The organism is Paraferrimonas haliotis, from assembly GCF_002282895.1.
Classification (GTDB): domain Bacteria; phylum Pseudomonadota; class Gammaproteobacteria; order Enterobacterales; family Shewanellaceae; genus Paraferrimonas; species Paraferrimonas haliotis.
This window is the reverse complement of the sequence record NZ_NRRB01000001.1, coordinates 415,889-436,586: the sequence shown is the minus strand read 5'-3', so window position 1 is coordinate 436,586 and position 20,698 is coordinate 415,889. Positions and strand designations below refer to the sequence as shown.

Annotated in this window: 19 protein-coding genes; 12 read left to right on the top strand and 7 right to left on the bottom strand. The window is 49.9% G+C overall.

Annotated elements, in window-relative coordinates; all coding sequences use genetic code 11:
• Positions 1–120 precede the first annotated feature (120 nt).
• The 3 genes from CLC91_RS02105 to CLC91_RS02095 all read left to right on the top strand — a co-directional run bounded on the left by CLC91_RS02105 (position 121) and on the right by CLC91_RS02095 (position 3,870).
• Positions 121–681: a dihydrofolate reductase family protein gene (locus CLC91_RS02105; RefSeq protein WP_095499901.1), complete on the top strand. Its 561-nt coding sequence runs from the start codon at positions 121–123 to the stop codon at positions 679–681.
• 151 nt (positions 682–832) lie between these two features.
• Positions 833–2,998, top strand: a complete 2,166-nt coding sequence (katG, locus tag CLC91_RS02100) for a catalase/peroxidase HPI (RefSeq protein ID WP_095499900.1) — start codon at positions 833–835, stop codon at positions 2,996–2,998.
• A 194-nt stretch (positions 2,999–3,192) separates the two neighbouring features.
• Positions 3,193–3,870, top strand: coding sequence for a type 1 glutamine amidotransferase domain-containing protein (locus CLC91_RS02095; RefSeq protein ID WP_095499899.1), 678 nt, complete (start codon positions 3,193–3,195; stop codon positions 3,868–3,870).
• Between the two features lie 231 nt (positions 3,871–4,101).
• Here the strand turns inward: CLC91_RS02095 and mrcB are convergent, their stop codons facing one another.
• Positions 4,102–6,417 (bottom strand): penicillin-binding protein 1B, encoded by a 2,316-nt coding sequence (gene mrcB, locus CLC91_RS02090; protein ID WP_095499898.1) that lies wholly within the window; start codon positions 6,415–6,417, stop codon positions 4,102–4,104.
• 65 nt (positions 6,418–6,482) lie between these two features.
• Positions 6,483–9,029 carry an ATP-dependent helicase HrpB gene (gene hrpB / locus CLC91_RS02085; protein ID WP_095499897.1) on the bottom strand — a complete coding sequence of 849 codons (2,547 nt, stop codon included), beginning with the start codon at positions 9,027–9,029 and terminating at the stop codon, positions 6,483–6,485.
• Positions 9,030–9,115: 86 nt separating this feature from the next.
• Between hrpB and sfsA the strand changes: the two genes are divergently transcribed.
• From sfsA to CLC91_RS02040, 9 genes are all read left to right on the top strand, one after another.
• Positions 9,116–9,820 (top strand): DNA/RNA nuclease SfsA, encoded by a 705-nt coding sequence (gene sfsA / locus CLC91_RS02080; protein WP_095499896.1) that lies wholly within the window; start codon positions 9,116–9,118, stop codon positions 9,818–9,820.
• A gap of 176 nt (positions 9,821–9,996) precedes the next feature.
• On the top strand, positions 9,997–10,440 hold the full coding sequence (gene dksA / locus CLC91_RS02075; RefSeq protein WP_095497294.1) for an RNA polymerase-binding protein DksA: 444 nt from the start codon (positions 9,997–9,999) through the stop codon (positions 10,438–10,440).
• A gap of 24 nt (positions 10,441–10,464) precedes the next feature.
• Complete coding sequence (gene gluQRS / locus CLC91_RS02070; RefSeq protein ID WP_198950889.1) at positions 10,465–11,367, top strand: tRNA glutamyl-Q(34) synthetase GluQRS; 903 nt, start codon at positions 10,465–10,467, stop codon at positions 11,365–11,367.
• A gap of 55 nt (positions 11,368–11,422) precedes the next feature.
• Positions 11,423–12,832, top strand: a complete 1,410-nt coding sequence (gene pcnB / locus CLC91_RS02065) for a polynucleotide adenylyltransferase PcnB (RefSeq protein WP_408634184.1) — start codon at positions 11,423–11,425, stop codon at positions 12,830–12,832.
• A gap of 4 nt (positions 12,833–12,836) precedes the next feature.
• Complete coding sequence (gene folK / locus CLC91_RS02060; RefSeq protein ID WP_095497292.1) at positions 12,837–13,322, top strand: 2-amino-4-hydroxy-6-hydroxymethyldihydropteridine diphosphokinase; 486 nt, start codon at positions 12,837–12,839, stop codon at positions 13,320–13,322.
• Positions 13,323–13,346: 24 nt separating this feature from the next.
• Positions 13,347–14,141, top strand: a complete 795-nt coding sequence (gene panB, locus CLC91_RS02055; RefSeq protein ID WP_095497291.1) for a 3-methyl-2-oxobutanoate hydroxymethyltransferase — start codon at positions 13,347–13,349, stop codon at positions 14,139–14,141.
• A gap of 13 nt (positions 14,142–14,154) precedes the next feature.
• Positions 14,155–15,000 carry a pantoate--beta-alanine ligase gene (gene panC, locus CLC91_RS02050; protein WP_095497290.1) on the top strand — a complete coding sequence of 282 codons (846 nt, stop codon included), beginning with the start codon at positions 14,155–14,157 and terminating at the stop codon, positions 14,998–15,000.
• 78 nt (positions 15,001–15,078) lie between these two features.
• Positions 15,079–15,459, top strand: coding sequence for an aspartate 1-decarboxylase (panD, locus tag CLC91_RS02045; protein ID WP_095497289.1), 381 nt, complete (start codon positions 15,079–15,081; stop codon positions 15,457–15,459).
• Between the two features lie 133 nt (positions 15,460–15,592).
• Positions 15,593–16,132, top strand: coding sequence for a hypothetical protein (locus CLC91_RS02040; protein ID WP_095497288.1), 540 nt, complete (start codon positions 15,593–15,595; stop codon positions 16,130–16,132).
• Here the strand turns inward: CLC91_RS02040 and trmB are convergent.
• Genes trmB through mpl form a run of 5 tightly spaced genes read right to left on the bottom strand, consistent with a single transcriptional unit; the run spans position 16,099 to position 20,517 of the window.
• Positions 16,099–16,764 carry a tRNA (guanine(46)-N(7))-methyltransferase TrmB gene (gene trmB, locus CLC91_RS02035; RefSeq protein ID WP_095497287.1) on the bottom strand — a complete coding sequence of 222 codons (666 nt, stop codon included), beginning with the start codon at positions 16,762–16,764 and terminating at the stop codon, positions 16,099–16,101. The two genes, CLC91_RS02040 and trmB, sit on opposite strands and share 34 nt — an antisense overlap.
• A gap of 16 nt (positions 16,765–16,780) precedes the next feature.
• The gene (locus CLC91_RS02030; protein ID WP_095497286.1) at positions 16,781–17,551 is read right to left on the bottom strand and encodes an ABC transporter permease; all 771 of its coding nucleotides are present in this window, start codon (positions 17,549–17,551) and stop codon (positions 16,781–16,783) included.
• Complete coding sequence (locus CLC91_RS02025) at positions 17,548–18,486, bottom strand: ABC transporter ATP-binding protein (protein WP_095497285.1); 939 nt, start codon at positions 18,484–18,486, stop codon at positions 17,548–17,550. The genes CLC91_RS02030 and CLC91_RS02025 overlap by 4 nt, the downstream gene beginning before the upstream one ends.
• 29 nt (positions 18,487–18,515) lie before the next feature.
• Positions 18,516–19,166: a flavin prenyltransferase UbiX gene (locus tag CLC91_RS02020; protein ID WP_095497284.1), complete on the bottom strand. Its 651-nt coding sequence runs from the start codon at positions 19,164–19,166 to the stop codon at positions 18,516–18,518.
• 1 nt (position 19,167) lies between these two features.
• Entirely contained in the window at positions 19,168–20,517 is a 1,350-nt protein-coding gene (mpl, locus tag CLC91_RS02015) for a UDP-N-acetylmuramate:L-alanyl-gamma-D-glutamyl-meso-diaminopimelate ligase (RefSeq protein ID WP_095497283.1), read from the bottom strand.
• Positions 20,518–20,698 lie beyond the last annotated feature (181 nt).

Here is a 20,698-nt window from a genome sequence, read left to right as displayed (position 1 = left end):
CACCCAATGTCAAATATTATTAACATTGCAACGATGAGCCTGCGTTTTTTGTTCTTGAATTTGTTGCGGCCTGCGATTATTGCTAAAACAAATATGAAGCCCCTTAAGGAAAGCTAAAGTATGAAATGTTCAGTATTTATCGCCACCAGCGTCGACGGATACATCGCTACTGACGATGGTGGTGTCGATTGGTTACACACGGCGGGCAATTCTCAGGCAGACATGAGCGAGAATCCCGATATGGGATTTAGCCAGTTTATGGCGTCAGTGGATTGCATGGTGATGGGGAGAAAATGCATGGAAACCATTGCCAGCATGAACCTAACACCCGAGCAGTGGCCCTATGGAACAACCCACATTGTGGTACTGAGTAGCACGCTAACCCAACCTCCTAAGAGCTTGCAAGGCAAGGTTGAGATGTTTAACGGCAGCATAACCGATCTAATCGCGTCGTTAACCCGCAAAGGCTTCAAGCACGCTTATATCGACGGCGGTACCACCATAACTTCGTTTTTAAATCTTAAGCTCATCGATGACATCACCATTACCCAAGCACCCATTGTATTAGGGAGCGGAATTCCTCTGTTTGGCAAACTGCAGCAGCCAGTAAAGCTTACCAGCACTACGACAACTCGCTTTGCTAATGACTTTGTTCAAATAACCTATCAGGTGAGCTATTGATTGAAGAAGAAATGAGAAATTATGGTCAGTTTTTAGGTAGTTAGGATTTTTCGATTAGATTAATCGGGGTTTTTTGATTTAAGTCAACAATGATAATTATTATCATTTGCTATCTTTAGTGTGGTTTTAACCTATTTCAAAGGAAGTTCCTATGAGCGACTCTAATAACTCTAACGGCTGCCCATTTCACCATGGCGGCGCCAGTGCGCCCGCTAATGCCAACCATGCTTGGTGGCCTAAGTCTTTAAACCTCGACATTTTGCATCAACACGACCAAAAAACTTCCCCGCTTGCCTCCAACTTTGATTATCGTGAAGCGGTAAAGCAGTTAAATGTTGAAGCCCTTAAGAGCGACCTTAAGCTGCTCATGCAAGACAGCCAAGATTGGTGGCCGGCGGATTGGGGCCATTACGGTGGCTTGATGATCCGCATGGCATGGCACTCGGCGGGCACTTACCGCATTAGCGACGGCCGTGGTGGCAGCGCAACCGGTAACCAGCGCTTCGCTCCGCTAAATTCGTGGCCTGATAACGGCAACCTCGATAAAGCGCGACGCTTATTGTGGCCCATCAAACGCAAATACGGCAATCAAGTCAGCTGGGCCGATTTAATGATTCTGGCGGGCAATATGGCTTACGAGTCAATGGGCCTAAAAACCTTTGGCTTTGCTTTTGGCCGCGAAGACATTTGGCATCCTGAAAAAGACATTTATTGGGGATCTGAAACCGATTGGTTGGCGCCAAGTGACAACGATAACTCCCGCTACTCCGGCGAGCGCGATCTTGAAAACCCGTTAGCGGCGGTAATGATGGGGCTTATTTACGTTAACCCTGAGGGAGTTGATGGTAAGCCAGATCCGTTGAAAACTGCACAAGATATGCGTGTGACGTTTGCTCGTATGGCCATGAATGACGAGGAAACCGTTGCCTTAACGGCGGGCGGTCATACGGTTGGTAAGGCGCACGGTAATGGTGATGCAGCTAATCTCGGTGCCGAGCCCGAGGGAGCTGAAATCGAAGAGCAAGGCCTGGGTTGGAACAATCATAAGTCTCGCGGCGTCGGCCGTGATACCGTAACCAGTGGCATTGAAGGGGCATGGACTTCCAACCCAACTCAGTGGGACAACGGTTACTTTGAGATGCTGTTCAAGCACGATTGGTGGCTGCAAAAAAGCCCTGCTGGTGCTTGGCAATGGGAGCCGGTACACATTGAAGAGCAAGATAAGCCTGTGGATGTAGAAGACAGCTCTATTCGCCACAACCCCATTATGACCGATGCCGACATGGCGTTGCGATTTGATCCAGAGTATCGAAAGATTTCCGAGAAGTTCCATCAAGATCCGGCTTATTTTGAAGAAGTCTTTTCCCGTGCTTGGTTTAAGCTTACCCATCGCGATTTAGGCCCTAAGAGCCGCTATTTAGGTCCTGACGCCCCAGCTGAGGACTTAATTTGGCAAGACCCAATCCCTGCCGGTAGCAGCGACTACGACGTGGCAGCGGTTAACCAAGCCATTGCGGCTTCGGGTCTTTCTAACCAAGAAATGATCGCCACCGCTTGGGACAGTGCCCGCACCTTCCGCGGTTCCGATAAGCGCGGTGGCGCTAATGGCGCTCGCATTGCGTTAGCCCCTCAAAATCAGTGGCAAGGGAACGAGCCAGAGCGGTTAAACCAAGTGCTGTCTGTGTTAGCGCCAATCGCTGAGGCTCATAACGCAAGCCTTGCAGATACCATTGTATTAGCGGGTAATCTTGGCTTAGCCAATTCGATAAAAGCAGCTGGCTTTGATGTCGATGTGCCATTTTTACCGGGCCGTGGCGATGCCAGCGCTGAACAAACCGATGTTGAATCGTTTGCGGTGTTGGAGCCGGTTGCCGATGGCTTTAGAAACTGGCAAAAACAGCACTTTGCGGTTAAACCGGAAGAGCTGCTGCTGGACCGCGCTCAGCTAATGGGACTCAGCGCTCCTGAAATGACCGTGCTGATTGGTGGCATGCGAGTGCTTAATGTGAACCACGACGGGCAAGCTCATGGGGTCTTTACCGACCGCCCAGGTTTGCTAACCAACGACTTCTTCGTAAACCTAACTGACATGGCCAACACCTGGGAGCCGAAAGGTCGTAACTTGTACCACATTAACGACCGAAAAACCGGCGCAACTAAATGGTCGGCGACACGAGTTGACTTGGTATTTGGCTCCAACTCTATTTTGCGCAGCTATGCTGAGTTTTATGCTCAAGACGATAACCAACAACAGTTCGTTATCGACTTTGTGGCCGCTTGGAATAAAGTCATGAACGCTGATCGATTTGACGTTTAGACGTTTGGTTTAAGCTTTAGCTTAAACCTGCTGTAACCAAAAGCGCCAGCGGATTGCTCTGTTGGCGCTTTTGTAGCCCACCAATCAAATAGAAGCGGCATAAAGCCTTACCCTATGAGTGATACGCCTATTTACTATTACCGTAATATTGGGGTTAGAATAACCCTCTCTTACAAGTAGCAAGGAAAGATTTTATGAACGTGTTGATAGTACTCACCTCTCACGATGAATTAGGTGACACTGGCGAGAAAACTGGATTTTGGCTGGAAGAGTTTGCCAGCCCTTATTATCAATTTAAAGACGCAGGGGCGACCGTAACCCTTGCATCCCCCAAAGGCGGTCAGCCGCCCCTCGACCCAAAAAGTCACGAGCCTGATTATCAAACCGACGCGACACGCCGCTTCGATAATGACACTGCTGCCCAAGCAGACTTAGCAACCACAGTAAAGCTAAGCGATGTAAAGCAAGATGACTTTGATGCGGTATTTTACCCAGGTGGGCATGGGCCGCTGTGGGACCTGTATGAAGACCTCGACTCCATCGCCTTAATCGAAAGCTTCATTGGCGCTGGAAAGCAGGTAGCGAGCGTTTGTCATGCCCCAGCGGTGTTATTGAAAGCTAAAAACGCCGATGGTGAACCTTTGGTTAAAGGCAAGCGGGTCACCGGCTTTACCAATGGTGAAGAAGAAGCCGTAGGCTTAACCAATGTCGTTCCTTATCTATTGGAAGATCAGCTGATATCGTTAGGTGCTACCTATCAAAAAGGCGAAGATTGGCATCCATTGCTGGTTGAAGACGGCTTGCTGATTACCGGACAAAATCCTGGCTCATCCGAGATTGTTGCTCAAGCACTCATAAAAGCCATTAGTTAGCCGGAGTTGACCAACATTCGAAAAGGGTGATGAGAGTTACCGAAGAAAACGTCTAATTCAAGGATGAATTAGCGAGCTTACAAGGATGTATTCATAGCGATTTTCGAAGGTAACCCTCATCACCCTTGATTTGTTCACTCATACCTTCGGCTAAAGGGGACGTACCCTTTTAGACCTTTGGCTATTGGGGTACGTCCCCAGCTAGTACCTTTGGGGGATGGGGTACGTCCCCTATTCGAACAGCGAGTTCCACCAGCTTTTGCTGCCGTGGGAGCAATTGGCGGTTGGTTGCCATGAGCTTTTCATGGCGGGGCGCGCTATGGTGGCGTTGCATTCTTTTTGCTGGGCTTGCCCGGTTGCGGGGTCGAAGTAGCCGGTTACTATGCCTTGTGGTGGCGTGGAGCGCAGTGACATAGGGCGGCGGTTTTTGAGGAAGCTTTGGTAGACCCCCATTGCGCCGCTGCTGCCGTATAGGCCGGTTGTGTCATTGTTGTCTAAGCCTACCCAAACCGCGGCTACGTTGTTTTGATCGTAGCCTGCAAACCAAGAGTCGCGATTATCGTTGCTGGTACCGGTTTTCCCAGCCAGCACATAGCTTGGGAAGTTCGCGCCAAGGGCTTTAGCGGTTCCCCGCTTAACCACTTCTTTTAAGGCATATTCAACCAGATAAGCCGTTTGTGGGTCGATGGCTTGAGTCGCTCGGCGATGGTCTGCTTCGATAAGCTGATTGTCGTTATCAAGCACTGCGGTAATCGAGGTCAACGGCCGGTAACGACCGCCATCGGCTAGAGTGTGAAATATCTGTGCCGCCATCATAGGTGAGCCGTCAATAGCGCCCAGCAGCATCGACGGGTATATGGATACATCTTGACGCCAGCCCGATTGGTGCAAGGTCGCCGCCACCGAGTTCAAGCCCACTTCCATGCCTAAATTGACCGTGGGGACGTTACGCGACCCAACTAAGGCGTCCAGCAAGGGCACCTGCCCTTTAAACTGCTTATCGACGTTTTTCGGCTGCCATGTTTTACCTTGACCGTTAGACAGTGAAATCGCTTCGTCTTTCAGCGGTGTCGCTAAGTTATAACTTGGGTTAGACAGCGCCGTAGCGTAAACAAACGGCTTTACCAGCGAGCCTATGGGACGACGAATATCTAAGGCTCGGTTAAAGCCTGCGAAATTCGGGTTGGCGTCGCCAATCATCGCCGCAACCCCACCTTGATAACGGTCAGTTACTACTATACCCACTTGCAAGTCGCTTTTTTTAGTCCGCGCTTTGATACGCGCCATTTCTGCCACTACCGCTTGTTCTGCAGCCTTTTGAGCCAAGGGATCTAACGTAGTGTACACCTTAATTCCAGAGGCATTAGCTAAGCGGTTACCATAACGAGCGCTCAGTTCTTGTCGAACCAAGCTGAAAAACGCCGGCAAGCTTTGACGCACACGTCGGTCTCTATCGCGCAGCTGCAACGGCTGATTAACCGCCAGCTTGTACTCTTCGGTGGTGAGCTTATCGTGCTCAAGCAGCACTCGCAGTACCAGATCACGGCGCGACGCAGCTCGCTCACCATAGCGCCATGGATTGTAGTAACTGGGTCCCTTAATCAACGCAATCAGCAACGCTTGTTGCGAAGTGGTTAGCTCCGTCAACGGCCGACCAAAATAGAACTGCGCCGCCAATCCCATTCCATGAACCCCACGGGCGCGATCCTGCCCCATATAAACTTCGTTTAAATAGGCTTCCAAAATGGCTTCTTTGGAATAGCGAAAATCAATAATGAGCGCCATATAGGCTTCTCGAACTTTGCGCCACAACGATCGCTCAGACGATAAGAAAAAGTTCTTCGCCAGTTGCTGGGTAATAGTGGAGCCACCTTGCACGGTGCGCCCTGCTTTTACGTTAACCACGGCGGCGCGAGCAATGGCCGACGGGTTAACGCCATGGTGCTGGTAAAAGTCACGATCTTCGATAAGTAACAAAGCCTCCACCAGCGGTTGCGGTATGCGCTCTCGCGGTACGAACACCCTATCTTCTCTATCTTGCGTCACCATGCGATCCAGCAATACAGGCTCTAAGTAGGCAATGGCCAACTGCCGGTTATCCGACAGTCGCTGCACCTCGGCGACACCTCGAGCGTCAAAACTGATCAGCAATCGTTGTTCATGTTGCCAGCCATTGGCGTTTTGAAATCCCCGCCGCCAAACTTCAACCTTATCTTGCGAAGCGCTGTATTCGCCGACACGGCGCGGATTGGCCACTTTGCGATAGCCCAGCATATTAAGCTCAGCAATGGTTTGGCCATGACTCACCGGTGCATCGGGATAAAGCGCCAAAGAGCGACTGAACACCTGCGCCGGCAAATGCCACTGCTGCCCGCTGAATTTTTGCGCAATTTGCGAGTCCAGGTAGATCCCCCACGCTACCAATATCGCCACCCCTATTAGGGATAACTTCAACAGCAGCGATAACAGCGACTTTCCCCAGTGACGCTTGGTCGACTTTGCTTTGGACTTTTTAGATGGGCGTTTTTTGGTGATGTTCTTGGTCATTTTTATTGGTTTTTTCTATCGCATCGGCGCTGGCAAGGATTATAAAGCCAGACCCTAGTGCACACCTAATGCTTTCTTTTAATTGAACGCCCGGGCTTTTCGGTCAACGGCTCTTCAGGCCAACGGTGTTTGGGGTATCGGCCGCGCATATCCTTGGCGACCTCCACATAACTGCCCTGCCAAAACTGACCTAAATCGCTGGTGGTCTGAATGGGGCGACGTGCTGGAGACAACAGCTCAAAGCACAAATTAACCTGACCAAAAGCCAGCTTGGGTGATTGCAATTCGCCAAACAGCTCTTGCAGTTGCACCGATACTTTAGGGCCTGTATCTAGGTCATATTCAATGTCAATCCGCTTGCCTGATGGTGCCAGATAATGACTCGGCGCCTGATGATCCAGCTCATTAAGTAACTGATAGTCTATACGGGCTTTGAGCAGAGACAACACATCAAGGGTTTGCAACTGCTTCAAACTGCACAAGGATGGATGATAATCAAGCAGCCACGATGCGATATCATCTATCAAGACTTGCTCACTAAAACCTGTGAATCTAGGGTCGTACTGTGCTAACCAACGCACTCGAGTCAACCAGGATTTACCCTTAGCTGATAAGCCTAACAGCGCTAAACCATGCTCTTTTAAAAACAGAGGTAACGCCTCAGCAAACTGCTCAGCTGTAAGGGTTCGCTTGGTTTGCTGTGACAGGCTTATTTTTCCGATAAAGGCAGTGACAGTGGCGCCAATGGTCTCTCGCGAGGCATAATAAACATAGCTCGCCTGCTCCGTTTGCAAATGCTGATAATGGCTCATGACCTGCTCTTTGCTCAACGCTTGCGCTAGATAAATGCGACCGCCTTGGTTTTGCCCATCAGCGTCCGCAACCACTAACCAGTCCGTGCCGCATAAGGGGTCATCGTCAGCCAACTGCACCCCCTTACCGGTGAATAAGGTAAAGTCTGGCTTACCTGCATGCCTTAACTTCGCCAGTCTGTCGGGATAGGCCTGCAACAATAGTTCACCAATATCTTGTTGTAATTGAGCCATAGAACTCGGCGCTTGTGGCTTAATATCAAGGCGCTTCGCCCATTGACTGGCATTGCGCTTCACCGCACTAAAGGGTGCTTGGTTCACTGAAAAATCGTGAGGCTCATGCCAAGCCATAACTCGCAAACCCAGCTCAGCACCCTGCCCTACTAACATGTCCCGCTCAGATAATATGGCCGCCAATTGGCAAGCGAGCCAACCTTGTCCTTGGCTTTGGGCCCTAATCACCATAGCGCCGAGGCGCGGCTCCATACCCAGCGCTGCCACCTTACGCCCAATGGGCGTTACGCGATCCGTGTCGTCAATCAGCTTAAGCATCAGCAGCACTCGTTTAGCCGCCTCATAATGAATCGGATTCGGCGCGCTTAACCAAGGCACCTGCTGGTATTGGGTAAGCCCCCATAAATGCAAGTCCAACACAGTCGCGGTTAGGTCTTCTAAGCAAATTTGCTCGACTTGGTAAGAGGCTAAACTGGCCTGCTCAGAAGCGCGCCACAACCGATAACACTGGCCAGCTTGAGTTCGCCCAGCACGCCCCTTACGCTGCTCCGCCGATGCTTTCGATATCCATAGAGTTTGCAAGCGAGTTAAGCCGGTTTTCGGGTCATAGCTGTTTTGTCGCTCTAACCCCGAGTCAATCACACTCGTAATGCCCTCAATGGTTAAGCTGGTTTCGGCAATGTTAGTGGCTAATATGACTTTACGAACCCCAGAGACCGGACCACTGATGGCGCGCTGCTGCTGCTCGAATGGGAGACTTCCGTAGAGCGGCAGCACCTGTATGCTGTTGCCAAGCGAGTCGCTCGATACGGCCTGACTCAGTTGCCGTTGTGCTCGGCGAATGTCTCCAGCGCCGGGTAAAAACACCAACACATCGCCCTGGTCATGCTGTAACGCCTTCACCACCGCATTGGCCACCGCAACATCCAGTCGCTGCGCTTTTTGAGTCAGGTAATGCTCCGCCACTTCAAAACTGCGCCCTGGGCATTCAATAACAGGGGCTTGCAGCAGGTAACGAGCAATTTGCTCAGTGTCTATGGTGGCCGACATTACCAACAGCCTAAGATCATCTCGCAACCCTTGTTGAGCCTCTAAACAAAACATCAAACCTAAGTCACTGTGAATCGAGCGTTCGTGAAACTCGTCAAAAATGACCAAGCCAACCCCTGTTAGCTCAGGATCGGATTGCAAGCGACGGGTTAAAATACCTTCAGTGACAATTTCCAATTGAGTATTGGCTGAGATTTTACGCTCGTGACGCACTTGATAACCCACGCGCTGCCCCACTGTCTCACCAAGCTGCGCTGCTAAATAGGTCGCCAGCGATTTGGCCGCCAGTCGACGTGGCTCGAGCATCAAAATGCGCTGCCCTTGTAACCAGCTTGAACCCAATAAATGCAAGGGCACTTGAGTGGATTTACCGGCACCGGGTTGGGCTTGCAACACAAGGTTACTATGAGCCTCAAGCTGCTCAGAGATGGCGGTTAAATGGGCGCTAATGGGAAGAGGTGAGGTCACAGAGTTACAGATTAACAAGGCGTTTGATGCTACTTTACCAGAAAACATAGTCGACGAAAGCTAAACTCGAGTCTACGCAGCGTCTAAAAAACTGGTAAGCTGCTTTTTTGACGCCAACAATCACAGTAATAATCATGGAATTTTCATCCCCGCTCATTAAAGGCCGCTTACTCAAACGTTACAAACGCTTCTTGGCGGACATTGAGCTTGCCGATGGCTCTGTAATCACCGCCCATTGCCCCAATACCGGCTCCATGAAGCACTGCTTGTTTCCCGGGCACACGGTGTGGCTGAGCGAGTCCGATAACCCGAAACGCAAGTACCCGCATACCTGGGAATTAGGCCAAGACGACAATGGCCATATGTTCTCGGTGAACACCGGGCGTGCTAATGCGCTCGCTGTGGAAGCCATTAATCGTGAGCTCATTAGGGAACTAAACGGCTACAGTCGAATCCAAACAGAGGTAGCCTACGGCGAGGAAAAGAGCCGAATTGACCTGCTACTCAGTGGTAACAACAAGCCAGATTGCTTCGTGGAAATTAAAAGCGTTACCTTGCATATGGGTGACGGCGAAGGCGCTTTTCCCGACTCGGTATCAACTCGAGGCCAAAAACATCTGCGTGAACTCATGCACATGCAGAGCTTAGGCCACAGAGCGGTATTATTATTCGTGGTCGCACACTCTGGCATCGACCGAGTCAGAGCCGCAAAAGAAATTGATGAAAAATATGCAGGCTTGTTAAAAGAAGCGCAACAAAATGGCGTAGAAGTGCTTGCATATTGCTGCGAATTCAATGACAACACAGTGTGTATAAGTAAGCAGGTAGCGGTATTGTAGAAAAATCAGCACTCACGATTGCAGTGCTCAAATTTTGTGTAACTTAAGTGTTTCCACAAAGTAAAATTAGTGATTATCTTGACAAAAAATTTGCCAGATTAAGGCGCGTCTGATATATGTATGCGCCCTAAAATAATATCAGTTTATTTGCGCGCGTTAGAAATAGGAGAAGCAGGATGCCAGCAGGCACAAAGAAAATTGGCGTAATGGCCATTGCCGGTGTCGAACCATACCAACCTAAAGATGGTGAAGAGTACATGAGCGAGCAACAACACGCTCACTTTCGCACCATTTTAGATGCTTGGCGCACCCAACTACGTCTAGAGGTTGACCGCACGGTTAACCACATGCAAGACGAAGCGGCAAACTTCCCGGATCCGGTTGATCGTGCCGCTCAAGAAGAAGAGTTCAGTATTGAGCTGCGTACTCGTGACCGCGAGCGCAAACTGATCAAGAAAATCGAAAAGACGCTGCAGAAAATCGAAGAAGACGATTTTGGTTTTTGCGACGCTTGCGGTATCGAGATTGGTATTCGCCGCCTTGAGGCACGCCCAACCGCGGACTTATGCATCGATTGCAAAACGCTAGCCGAAATTAAAGAAAAGCAGATGGCTGGTTAAGCAATAACAATCAAAGGGGCTAGTATGGCCCCTTTTTTGATTTCGATAGCCATGACGTACCTAGGTCGTTTCGCCCCCTCCCCTTCAGGCCCATTGCATATGGGGTCACTGGTAGCTGCCCTTGGCAGTTATCTCAGAGCCAAATCTCAGTCTGGAAAATGGCTGGTTCGAATCGACGACCTCGATCCTCCAAGAGAAGTCGCAGGCAGTGCCGATGCTATTTTGCGCAGCTTAGAAGCTCATGGTCTGCATTGGGATGACTCAATTTTTTATCAATCCAGCCGCTTTCAAGACTATCAAGAGCAATTGCAATCCTTGCTGTCGTCCAAGGTAGCCTATGCATGCGACTGTCCCCGTAAACGCATTCAAGCACTGGGCGGCTTTTACGACGGCCAATGCCGCGACCGCCAGCTGGCCACTCACCAACAAGGCATTCGTTTACGCAATCAATTCCCCTGTTATCAGTTTATGGATGAGCTGAAAGGACAAATCACCCTAGAGCCTCACTGGGCGGAGGAAGATTTTTTGCTGAAAAGGCGCGATGGCTATTTTGCCTACCAGCTTGCGGTGGTGTTAGACGATCACGCTCAAGGCATTACCGAAGTGGTTAGAGGCGCAGATTTGCTGGAAACCAGCGGCCGTCACATCAGTCTGTATCAAACCCTCGGCCTGACACCTCCTAAATGGGCTCATTTGCCGCTTGCCGTCATGGCAAATGGCCAAAAGCTGTCGAAGCAAAATCATGCTCCGCAATTATCGCAGCAACAGGTAATCAGTAACTTGCTGCAGGCCTTGACCATACTGAACCAGCCCCTACCAGAAAACGCGACTCACGCCTCACCGGATGAAGTTATCCAATTTGCCATCAACCACTTTGATTGGCAGGCAATTCCTAAGTCCAATCAGCTAATTGAGTCACAAGTTTAAGGATTACTCAAAGGCGCAATTCTGCTATAGTATGGCGCTTATCAACATAAGACACTTGAGGTGTAATATTTTCGGTCGAATTAGCGCCCTCTACAAAAAGTGGTTTGGTGACCAACCGAGCACTACCACTGAGGCGGGCTTACAACTGCAGATTATTTCGCGAGATAAACACAACATATCTCGTAAACAGATCAGTCCCAATGCCATTAAGGTGTTATATCGCTTACACAAAGCCGGCTATAAAAGCTACTTAGTGGGCGGCGGCGTACGCGATATTTTGTTAGGACTCGACCCTAAAGACTTTGATGTCGCAACTGACGCGACCCCAGAGCAAGTAAAAAAGCTGTTTAGAAACAGCCGTCTAGTAGGCCGAAGATTTCGATTAGCGCATATTCTATTTGGCCGTGAAATCATTGAAGTGGCCACCTTAAGAGGCCACCACGTAGAAGACAATGCCAAACAGTCGAAAACCAACACCTCTGGACGACTGTTGCGAGATAATGTTTACGGTTCCATTGACCAAGATGCCGAACGCCGCGATTTCAGCATTAACGCAATGTATTATGACATTAGCGACTTTAGCATTCGCGCCTATGGCGGCGCCTTACAAGATTTAGAAGCGGGCCGTTTAAAGCTGCTTGGTGACCCCGAAACCCGTTATCGCGAAGACCCGGTACGCATGCTCAGAGCTGTGCGCTTTTCAACCAAGTTAGATTTGCATATTGACGAGTCAACCAAAGTGCCAATTAACCGCTTAGCGCCGCTGCTGAAAGACATTCCGGCAGCCCGTATGTACGACGAAGCGCTCAAGTTGTTTTTTAATGGCAAAGCCGTTGCTAACTTCGACATGATGCAACAATTCGACTTGTTTGAGCCCCTGTTCCCAACCCTCGGGCAAGCCATTGCCGATGCCCCAAATGGCAGTGCCGATCGCATGGCACAACTGGTGATGAAAGCCACCGATACCCGCGTCATGCAAGATAAGCCGGTAACTCCCTCGTTCTTTTATGCTGCTCTGCTTTGGTATCCATTGTCAGAGCGGGCCCATGAAATTGCCAACGAAGCCGGTTTGAACATCTACGACGCTCACTTTGCTGCGATGGGCGATATTTTAGAGCAGCAATGCCAACGAATTAGCATTCCAAGACGCCACTCAACCCCAACCAAAGACATTTGGCAGTTGCAGTTGCGCTTAGAACGTAATCAAGGCGGGCGTGCCCTCAAGCTGCTTGAGCATCCTAAATTTAGAGCGGGCTACGATTTGCTGTTGCTCCGTGGCGAAATTGAAGGTGGCCGTGTTGAATCGCTGGCGAACTGGTGGACCGAGCTGGTAGAGGCCGACGAAGGGCAGCGACGCAAGCTGGTGCGCAAACAGCAACCCGGGCGTAAGCCGCAAAATCGGCGCAGACGCAAGCCGCGCAGTAACGACAGCAAAACCAAAACTGAATCCAAGGCACGAGGTTAATGTTTTGCAGCGGTGTTTCATTGGTCTGGGCGCTAATTTAGAGCAGCCGATACAGCAGCTGCAACAAGCATTGCAGGCGCTCGCAAAAATACCGCGCTCGCAATTGGTTACCTGTTCACAGATGTATCATTCTAAGCCTATGGGCAGTGTCGCTCAGCCGGATTACGTTAATGCCGTTGCCGAGCTGAGCACAGATCTTGAGCCGCTGGAACTGCTTGATGCGATGCAAGCCATTGAGAATCAGCAAGGCCGAGTTCGTGAACAACGCTGGGGACCGCGCACCCTGGATTTAGACTTACTGTTGTACGGTCAGCAAGTAATCGAATTACCGCGATTAACCGTACCCCATTACGGTTTGCAGCAACGACGATTCGTACTGCAACCCCTAGTAGAAATAGCCCCTCAACTGCGCCTCCCTGATGGCTCTTTGGTTGAGGACTGGTTGCAGAGCAACAACGACCCGGCACTGGTGCCGGTTGCAACGAACTAAGGTTCAACAAAAGAGCACTTTGTTATGGCAAAAATTACCACAGCCTCATTGCTAAAAATGAAACAGCAGGGCAATAAATTTTCCGCACTTACGGCCTACGATGCCAGTTTCGCCAGCGCATTCGACGCCCAAGGTATCGAGGTTCTTTTGATTGGTGACTCGCTGGGCATGGTATTACAAGGCCAAGACGACACCTTGCCGGTCACCGTCGCCGATATTGCCTACCACACCCGCAGCGTACGCAAAGGCGCTAAAAACGCCTTAGTGATGGCCGACATGCCCTTCATGAGCTACGCCACCACAGAGTTAGCCATGACTAACGCCGCCGAGCTCATGCGAGCCGGTGCCAGCATGGTTAAACTAGAGGGCGGCCAATGGCTTTTAGAAACGGTAAGCGCGTTAACACAGCGAGGCATTCCGGTTTGTGGTCATCTTGGCCTAACCCCGCAATCGGTGCATTTATTTGGTGGTTTTAAAATACAAGGGCGTCAGGCCGAACAAGCACAAGCCATGATAAAAGACGCCCAAGCGTTGGAGCAGGCCGGCGCACAATTACTGGTCATCGAATGCGTACCGGCGTCCCTTGCAAAAGCCATTACCGAGGCTGTAAGCATTCCTGTGATAGGCATTGGGGCTGGCAAAGACACCGACGGTCAGATTTTGGTAATGCACGACTTGCTGGGCATCTCCACCGGCTACATCCCTAAGTTTTCCAAGAATTTCTTAGCGGAAACCGGTGATATTCATTTGGCCATCCAACGCTACAAAGCGCAAGTAGCGGCACAAGAGTTTCCAGCCGACGAGCACACCTTTAATTAAGCCAATATCGATTATGAAACACATCAGCGACATCGCCGAACTCAGAAGTACCATTACACAATGGCGTCAGCAAGGGCAAAGCATTGCTTTTGTTCCCACCATGGGCAATCTCCATCAAGGTCACTTAAGCTTGATTGATGCGGCTGCAGAGCGCGCCGATAAAGTGGTTGCTTCTATTTTTGTTAACCCGATGCAATTTGGCGCCAACGAAGATCTGGACAGTTATCCTCGCACGTTAAAAGCAGACGCAAAGGCACTTGAAGCGCACGGCACTGCGTTGTTGTTTACCCCCAGCGCCGACATCATTTATCCTAAAGGGCTGGCGGCACAAACCTTTGTTGAAGTGCCCGGAATCACCGATTGCTTATGCGGCGCCTCTCGACCAGGGCATTTTCGCGGTGTAACCACCATAGTGAATAAGCTGTTTAATTTGGTGCAGCCTGACATTGCTTGCTTTGGGGTAAAAGACTTTCAGCAACTGCAGGTAATAAAAACCATGGTTAGCGACTTAGCCATGCCCATCGACATCGTTGAGGTTGCCACCGGTCGCCACCAAGACGGGCTCGCCATGAGCTCCCGTAACGGCTACTTAACCGAGGCTGAACGCCAAATCGCACCGCAGCTCTACCAAACATTGCAACGGATGGCACAACAGCTAAAAGGTGGTGAAAACATCGAACGCTGTGTAAAAAATGCACAACAACACTTAACCCAAGCAGGATTTAAGGTAGACTATTTAGAAGTCAGGCGACCCCAAGATCTCGCTCTAGCCAACGATAAAGACCAAAGTTTGGTCATTTTCGCTGCGGCCTATTTAGGAAAACCTCGACTGATCGATAACTTAGCGGTTGAGTTGTAATAACCCTAGGGTTTGATATATAGTTCACCCTGATTTTTTTAAGCCAGAATTCATTGCAAAACCGAGGAAATTAGCTGTATGCAACGCACTATGCTAATTGGCAAACTGCACCAAGCTCGTGTTACTCACGCCGAGCTAGAGTACGAAGGCTCGTGTGCCATTGACCAAGATTTACTCGAAGCTGCCAACATTCTAGAGAATGAGCAGATTCAGATATACAACATTGATAACGGTAAGCGTTTTACCACCTACGCCATTTCAGCGGAACGTGGTTCACACATTATTTCCGTAAACGGTGCCGCCGCTCACCAAGCGTCACCGGGTGATCGCGTGATCATTTGTGCCTATGGCGTGTATGACGCTCAAGAAGCGCAAACCCATAAGCCTAGCTTGGTGTACTTAAACCAAGACAATGAAATGGTTCGCACCTCCAACGCGATTCCGGTCCAAGTGGCCTAAGTTATTGTTCAGGTTTCAATTTTAAAGCCCCTAGTTAGGGGCTTTTTTATTGCGCTATGCAAACGGCGCAAATGCTGGTTAAATAGTTGTTATACCCAAATACCAATTCACGTTCGAAAGAGGTGGCCAGCGGATGGCAAAACTCACAATCGTCCCGTTCCTATCCTTATTGCTACTGAGCGCCCAAGCCAGTGCTCAGGTTTATAAGTGCATAAAGGACGATAAAATCGTCTTCAGCCAAACCTCATGCCCTAAAGATTATCGTGAACGTGAAATTACCTTTGCTAAGGGGCTTACCTTTGAAACCTCAAACGACAAGAGTCAGAAAGATAAGCTGGTGTCTTTGGTGGATTTTCTGAAAAGCCAAAACATGGGCAAAGAGAAAATGTTGGAAATGATTTCCACCGAGATATCTCGCATTCAACAAGAAAACGATTATTTTGACTTGCTTAAAGACAGCGATTTGAAACGTCTCGAGCGCCATCGTTATTGGCAAGAAGAAAACCAAAGCGACGCCGCCTACGCCAAAGCTCAGCTAGGCATTAAGCAGCATTATAACGGCTTGGTGTCGGACAATTTATTAATGATAGTGCGCCTTGAAAACTACCGTGACGAGCTACTCGCTCACTCGATCCCATCTCAAGATTCGGCGTCCAACGCACAACGCAACTGATAGAGCGCCTGACCCGAGGCCTGGTACTTACGCTCAAATGGCGTCAACGGTTGCTCTACGGTGAGCTCAGTCAACTCGCTCGCGTGCCCAGCGAGCTCTAACGCCCGCTGAAACTCTTGCAGGTATACCGGCCAATTACTACGAAGCTCAAGCGCTCCCCCCAATGCAAGCAAGCTTGGAAACACCGCTGCACCGTGCCAACGTCGTTGCAGATGCTTAGACTTCGGCCACGGATTAGGGTACAGCAAGAAGTGCTTGTGCACTTGCCAGTTTGCCGCCACCGCTAATCGCCAAAAATCATTCAGATCAACCCGAGCCAATAAATACTCGCCGTCTTCGCCTTGATACTCGTGATGTTTACCAATTCGATAAGCGGACTTGTCTAAGCCAATGACTAAGGCCTGAGGGTGCAAGCGAGCGATGTTAGCCGTGCTCTCCCCCACCCCACAGCAGGAGTCTACTATCAGAGGGCGCTCACTGGCTTGGACAATGGCGTTAATGCGCTCAAATTCATCCAGCGTGTGCTGAGCGTAGGGCTTTTGAAATGGGTGTTGAAGATGCTTCAACACCACCTCATCCAGCTGTTCGTGCAAGCCCTGCTGGTTAGAAACAATAATGCGACTGTCGGCCATTAGCTTGTTTGCATCCTTAGCTGCGCAACCCTTTACCGTGTTTAATGAGGTAATGAGCAACGCCATAGAATACCGCGATAAAGGCACTGATCACTGCAAATGAGGTCACCACACTGATGTCGTGGATCCCCAAAAAGCCATAGCGAAACGCATTAATTACGTAAACCACTGGGTTCAGTGCCGAGACCCCTTGCCAGAAGTCCGGCAACAAACTCAATGAATAAAACACGCCGCCTAAATAGGTTAATGGTGTTAATACAAAGGTGGGCACTATCGAAATGTCATCGTAACTGTTGGCAAATACCGCGTTAATGAGACCAGCCAAAGCAAACAGCACGCTGGTCATGATGACCGTTGCCACTATGATAAATAAGCTGTGCACTTGCATAGGAATAAAGAATAAGGCCACACAACTGACCATGGCGCCAACCAGCAAGCCCCGAGCTACGCCACCGCCTACGTAGCCGGCAATAATCACATAATTGGGCACCGGCGCCACCAACAGCTCTTCGAGGTTGCGCTGAAACTTAGCACTAAAGAAGCTCGACGCCACGTTAGAAAAGGAGTTGGTAATAATGGCCATCATGATTAGGCCGGGCGCAATAAATTCCATATAACTCACGCCACCCATTTCACCAATTCGACGGCCAATCAAGTTACCAAATATCAAGAAATACAGAGTCATGGTAATGGCTGACGGTAAAATGGTTTGCACCCAAATCCGCGTAAACCGGGTGACTTCTTTGGTTATGATGCTTTTAAACGCAATCCAATAGCTGGCTCTCATGCCTCATTCCCCTTACCTGCTTCCACTAAACGCACAAACAACTCTTCTAAACGGTTGGCTTTGTTTCGCATCGACAATACTTGCACACCTTGTTCGGTTAGCTGCTGGAATACAGGGTTGAGCCCAGATTCTTTTTCCACATCCACTTCAATAGTGACCTCATCAAGTTGACGCCAAGTAAAGCCGGATAAGTCAAACTGAGGCGGCTGCGCTTGCAAGTCTAAAACGAAGGTTTCAATGGTCAATTTGTTAAGCAGTGACTTCATGCTGGTGCACTCAACCAAGCTGCCGTGGTCAATAATGCCAATGTTGCGACACAGCATTTCCGCTTCTTCAAGATAATGGGTAGTCAAAATAATGGTGACCCCTTCTTGGTTTATCTTGCGCAAAAATTCCCACATACTGCGTCGCAGCTCAATGTCTACTCCCGCAGTAGGCTCATCTAAAATGAGCAGCTTAGGTTGGTGCATTAAGGCTCTGGCTATCATCAAACGGCGTTTCATACCGCCTGAGAGCTCGCGAGCTCGAGCATGACGCTTTTCCCACAAGTCGAGCTGGCTTAAATAGGTTTTTGCGCGCTCATGCGCCAGCGCCCGAGGCACTCCGTAATAACCGGCTTGGTTAACCACGATCTGTTGCACGGTTTCAAACTGATTAAAGTTAAACTCCTGCGGTACCAGACCGATGCAGCGTTTGGCATCTTCAAGGTGAGTACTGATGTCATAGCCAAACACCTTAACGCTGCCGCTGCTGCGATGAACCAAAGAGCTTATGATGCCAATGCTGGTGGATTTTCCGGCACCGTTTGGGCCAAGCAAGGCAAAAAAGTCGCCTTGGCTGACGCTTAAGTCTATGCCTTTAAGCGCTTTTACTCCGCCACTGTAGGTTTTGGTTAAGCCTTGAATATCAAGCGCTAATACTGATTCTGTTGTCATCGATTTTGCTGTCACTGTTAATTAATAGGTTACGATTTGGAGTCATCATCCAAAGGTTTGTTAGCGTAGCCCCACGGTGCCATCAATTGTTGGCTAATGCCCAGATGGTCCATGATGCGTGCCACCATAAAGTCGATTAGATCCTCAATACGCTTAGGCTGATGATAAAAACCCGGTGCCGCCGGCATAATAACTGCCCCTAATTGGCTGAGAGTCAGCATGTGTTGCAGATGAATAGCGTGAAACGGCGTTTCTCGCGGCACTAAAATCAGCTGTCCGCGTTCTTTTAGCACCACATCAGCAGCTCGTTCAATAAGGTTGTTGCTCATGCCGGTGGCCACGGCTGCGAGCGAACCGGCGCTGCACGGGCAAATGATCATCTTTTTAGGGGCGGATGAGCCTGACGCAACCGGCGAAAACCAGTCTTCTTTGGCAAACACCTGCAGCAGTCCCGGCTCAGTGCCAAAATATTGATTCAATTGTTCGGTCATTTTTTCAGGATTGGCCGACAAGCCTAACTGTTCTTCCGTTTTTAGCACCACCCGAGCGGCACTGGACACCATTAAATAAACCGGATGCCCTAGAAGCAAAAGTTGTTGCACTAAGCGCAAGCCATAACCCGCACCGGATGCGCCGGTATACGCTACGGTAATGGGCTCTGGCGAGTGTGACTGGGTCATGCTATTGCTCCAAACGCGTTAATAATTTTTGATGCAGTCCGTCAAAGCCGCCGTTACTCATAATGACGATGCTGTCGGTTGGGTTGGCCGCTTGTGCGACTTGCTCCACTAAGGTATCAACGTCTTGGCACACTTGAGTGGGTGGACGAGCATCGGCCATGGCCTGGCTTAAATCCCACCCCAAGCCTGGCGGCTGATACACAAAGGTCAAGTCAGCATCGTTCACCGATTGCGCCAAGGTGTGCTGATGCACGCCACGCTTCATGGTGGCAGAGCGTGGCTCAAGTACGGCAATAACCCGCTTATCCCCCACTTTCGCCCGCATACCGGCTAAAGTGGTGGCAATGGCGGTTGGGTGGTGAGCAAAGTCATCGTACACCTTAATGTCGGCTGGCTCTCCTAGCAGCTCTAGGCGACGCTTAGGTGGCGCAAAGTCGGCTAACGCTTGGCAAGCTGACGCCACCTCAACACCAACATGACGGGCGGCCAAAATCGCCATTAAGGCATTATCGGCATTGTGTTGGCCGATTTGTTGCCAATGCAACTCACCTTGCAAAGCATCATGGTGGTAAATCGCCAGCTTACTGCCCTCCTCGTTCAGCAGTCGACAATGCCAACCTTTGGCTGAAATGGCTTGTTGTTCGCTCCAGCAGCCCATGTCGATAACCTGCTCAATGGCTTCGCTATTACCCGGATAAATGACTTGACCGAGTTCAGGGATCATACGCAGCAAATGATGGAATTGTTTTTGAATGGCGCCTAAATCGTCAAAAATATCGGCGTGGTCGAATTCCAAATTATTAATCACCAGAGTCTTGGGGCGATAGTGCACAAATTTGGACCGTTTATCGAAAAAGGCGCTATCGTATTCGTCCGCTTCCACCACAAAAAAATCCGACTCACCCAATCGAGCAGAAACCCCAAAGTTTTGCGGAACACCACCAATCAGAAAGCCCGGTTTGTAACCACTACTTTCCAAAATCCAGGCGAGCATGCTGGCGGTGGTGGTTTTGCCATGGGTGCCAGAGACGGCTAATACCCAGCGATTTTGCAACACATGACGGGATAGGAACTCTGGGCCACTGGTGTAGGCGAGGCCGCGATTGAGCACAGCTTCTACGCACGGGTTACCTCGGCTCATGGCGTTACCAATCACCACCAAATCGGGGTTGCTATCAAGCTGACTGGGCTCAAAGCCTTGTATGAGCTCTATTCCTTGCTGTTGCAGCTGAGTGCTCATTGGCGGGTACACATTGGCATCGCTGCCGGTTACTTTATGTCCCATGTTTCGGGCTAATATTGCCAAACCGCCCATAAAGGTTCCGCAAATTCCAAGTATGTGTATGTGCATTAAGCCTCATCCAACTGCATAAAAGGTGAAATTGTTGGCTATTGTACCTAGGAATTGCCTTTACTATCCAGCAAAGTAATGCGGCAAAACAATTTAGAAGCAAAAACGTCTGGACGTCTAGATTGACAAACTAGCAAGAACTCTTATAATCTTGCCAACTTAATTAGCCAAACATTAACTG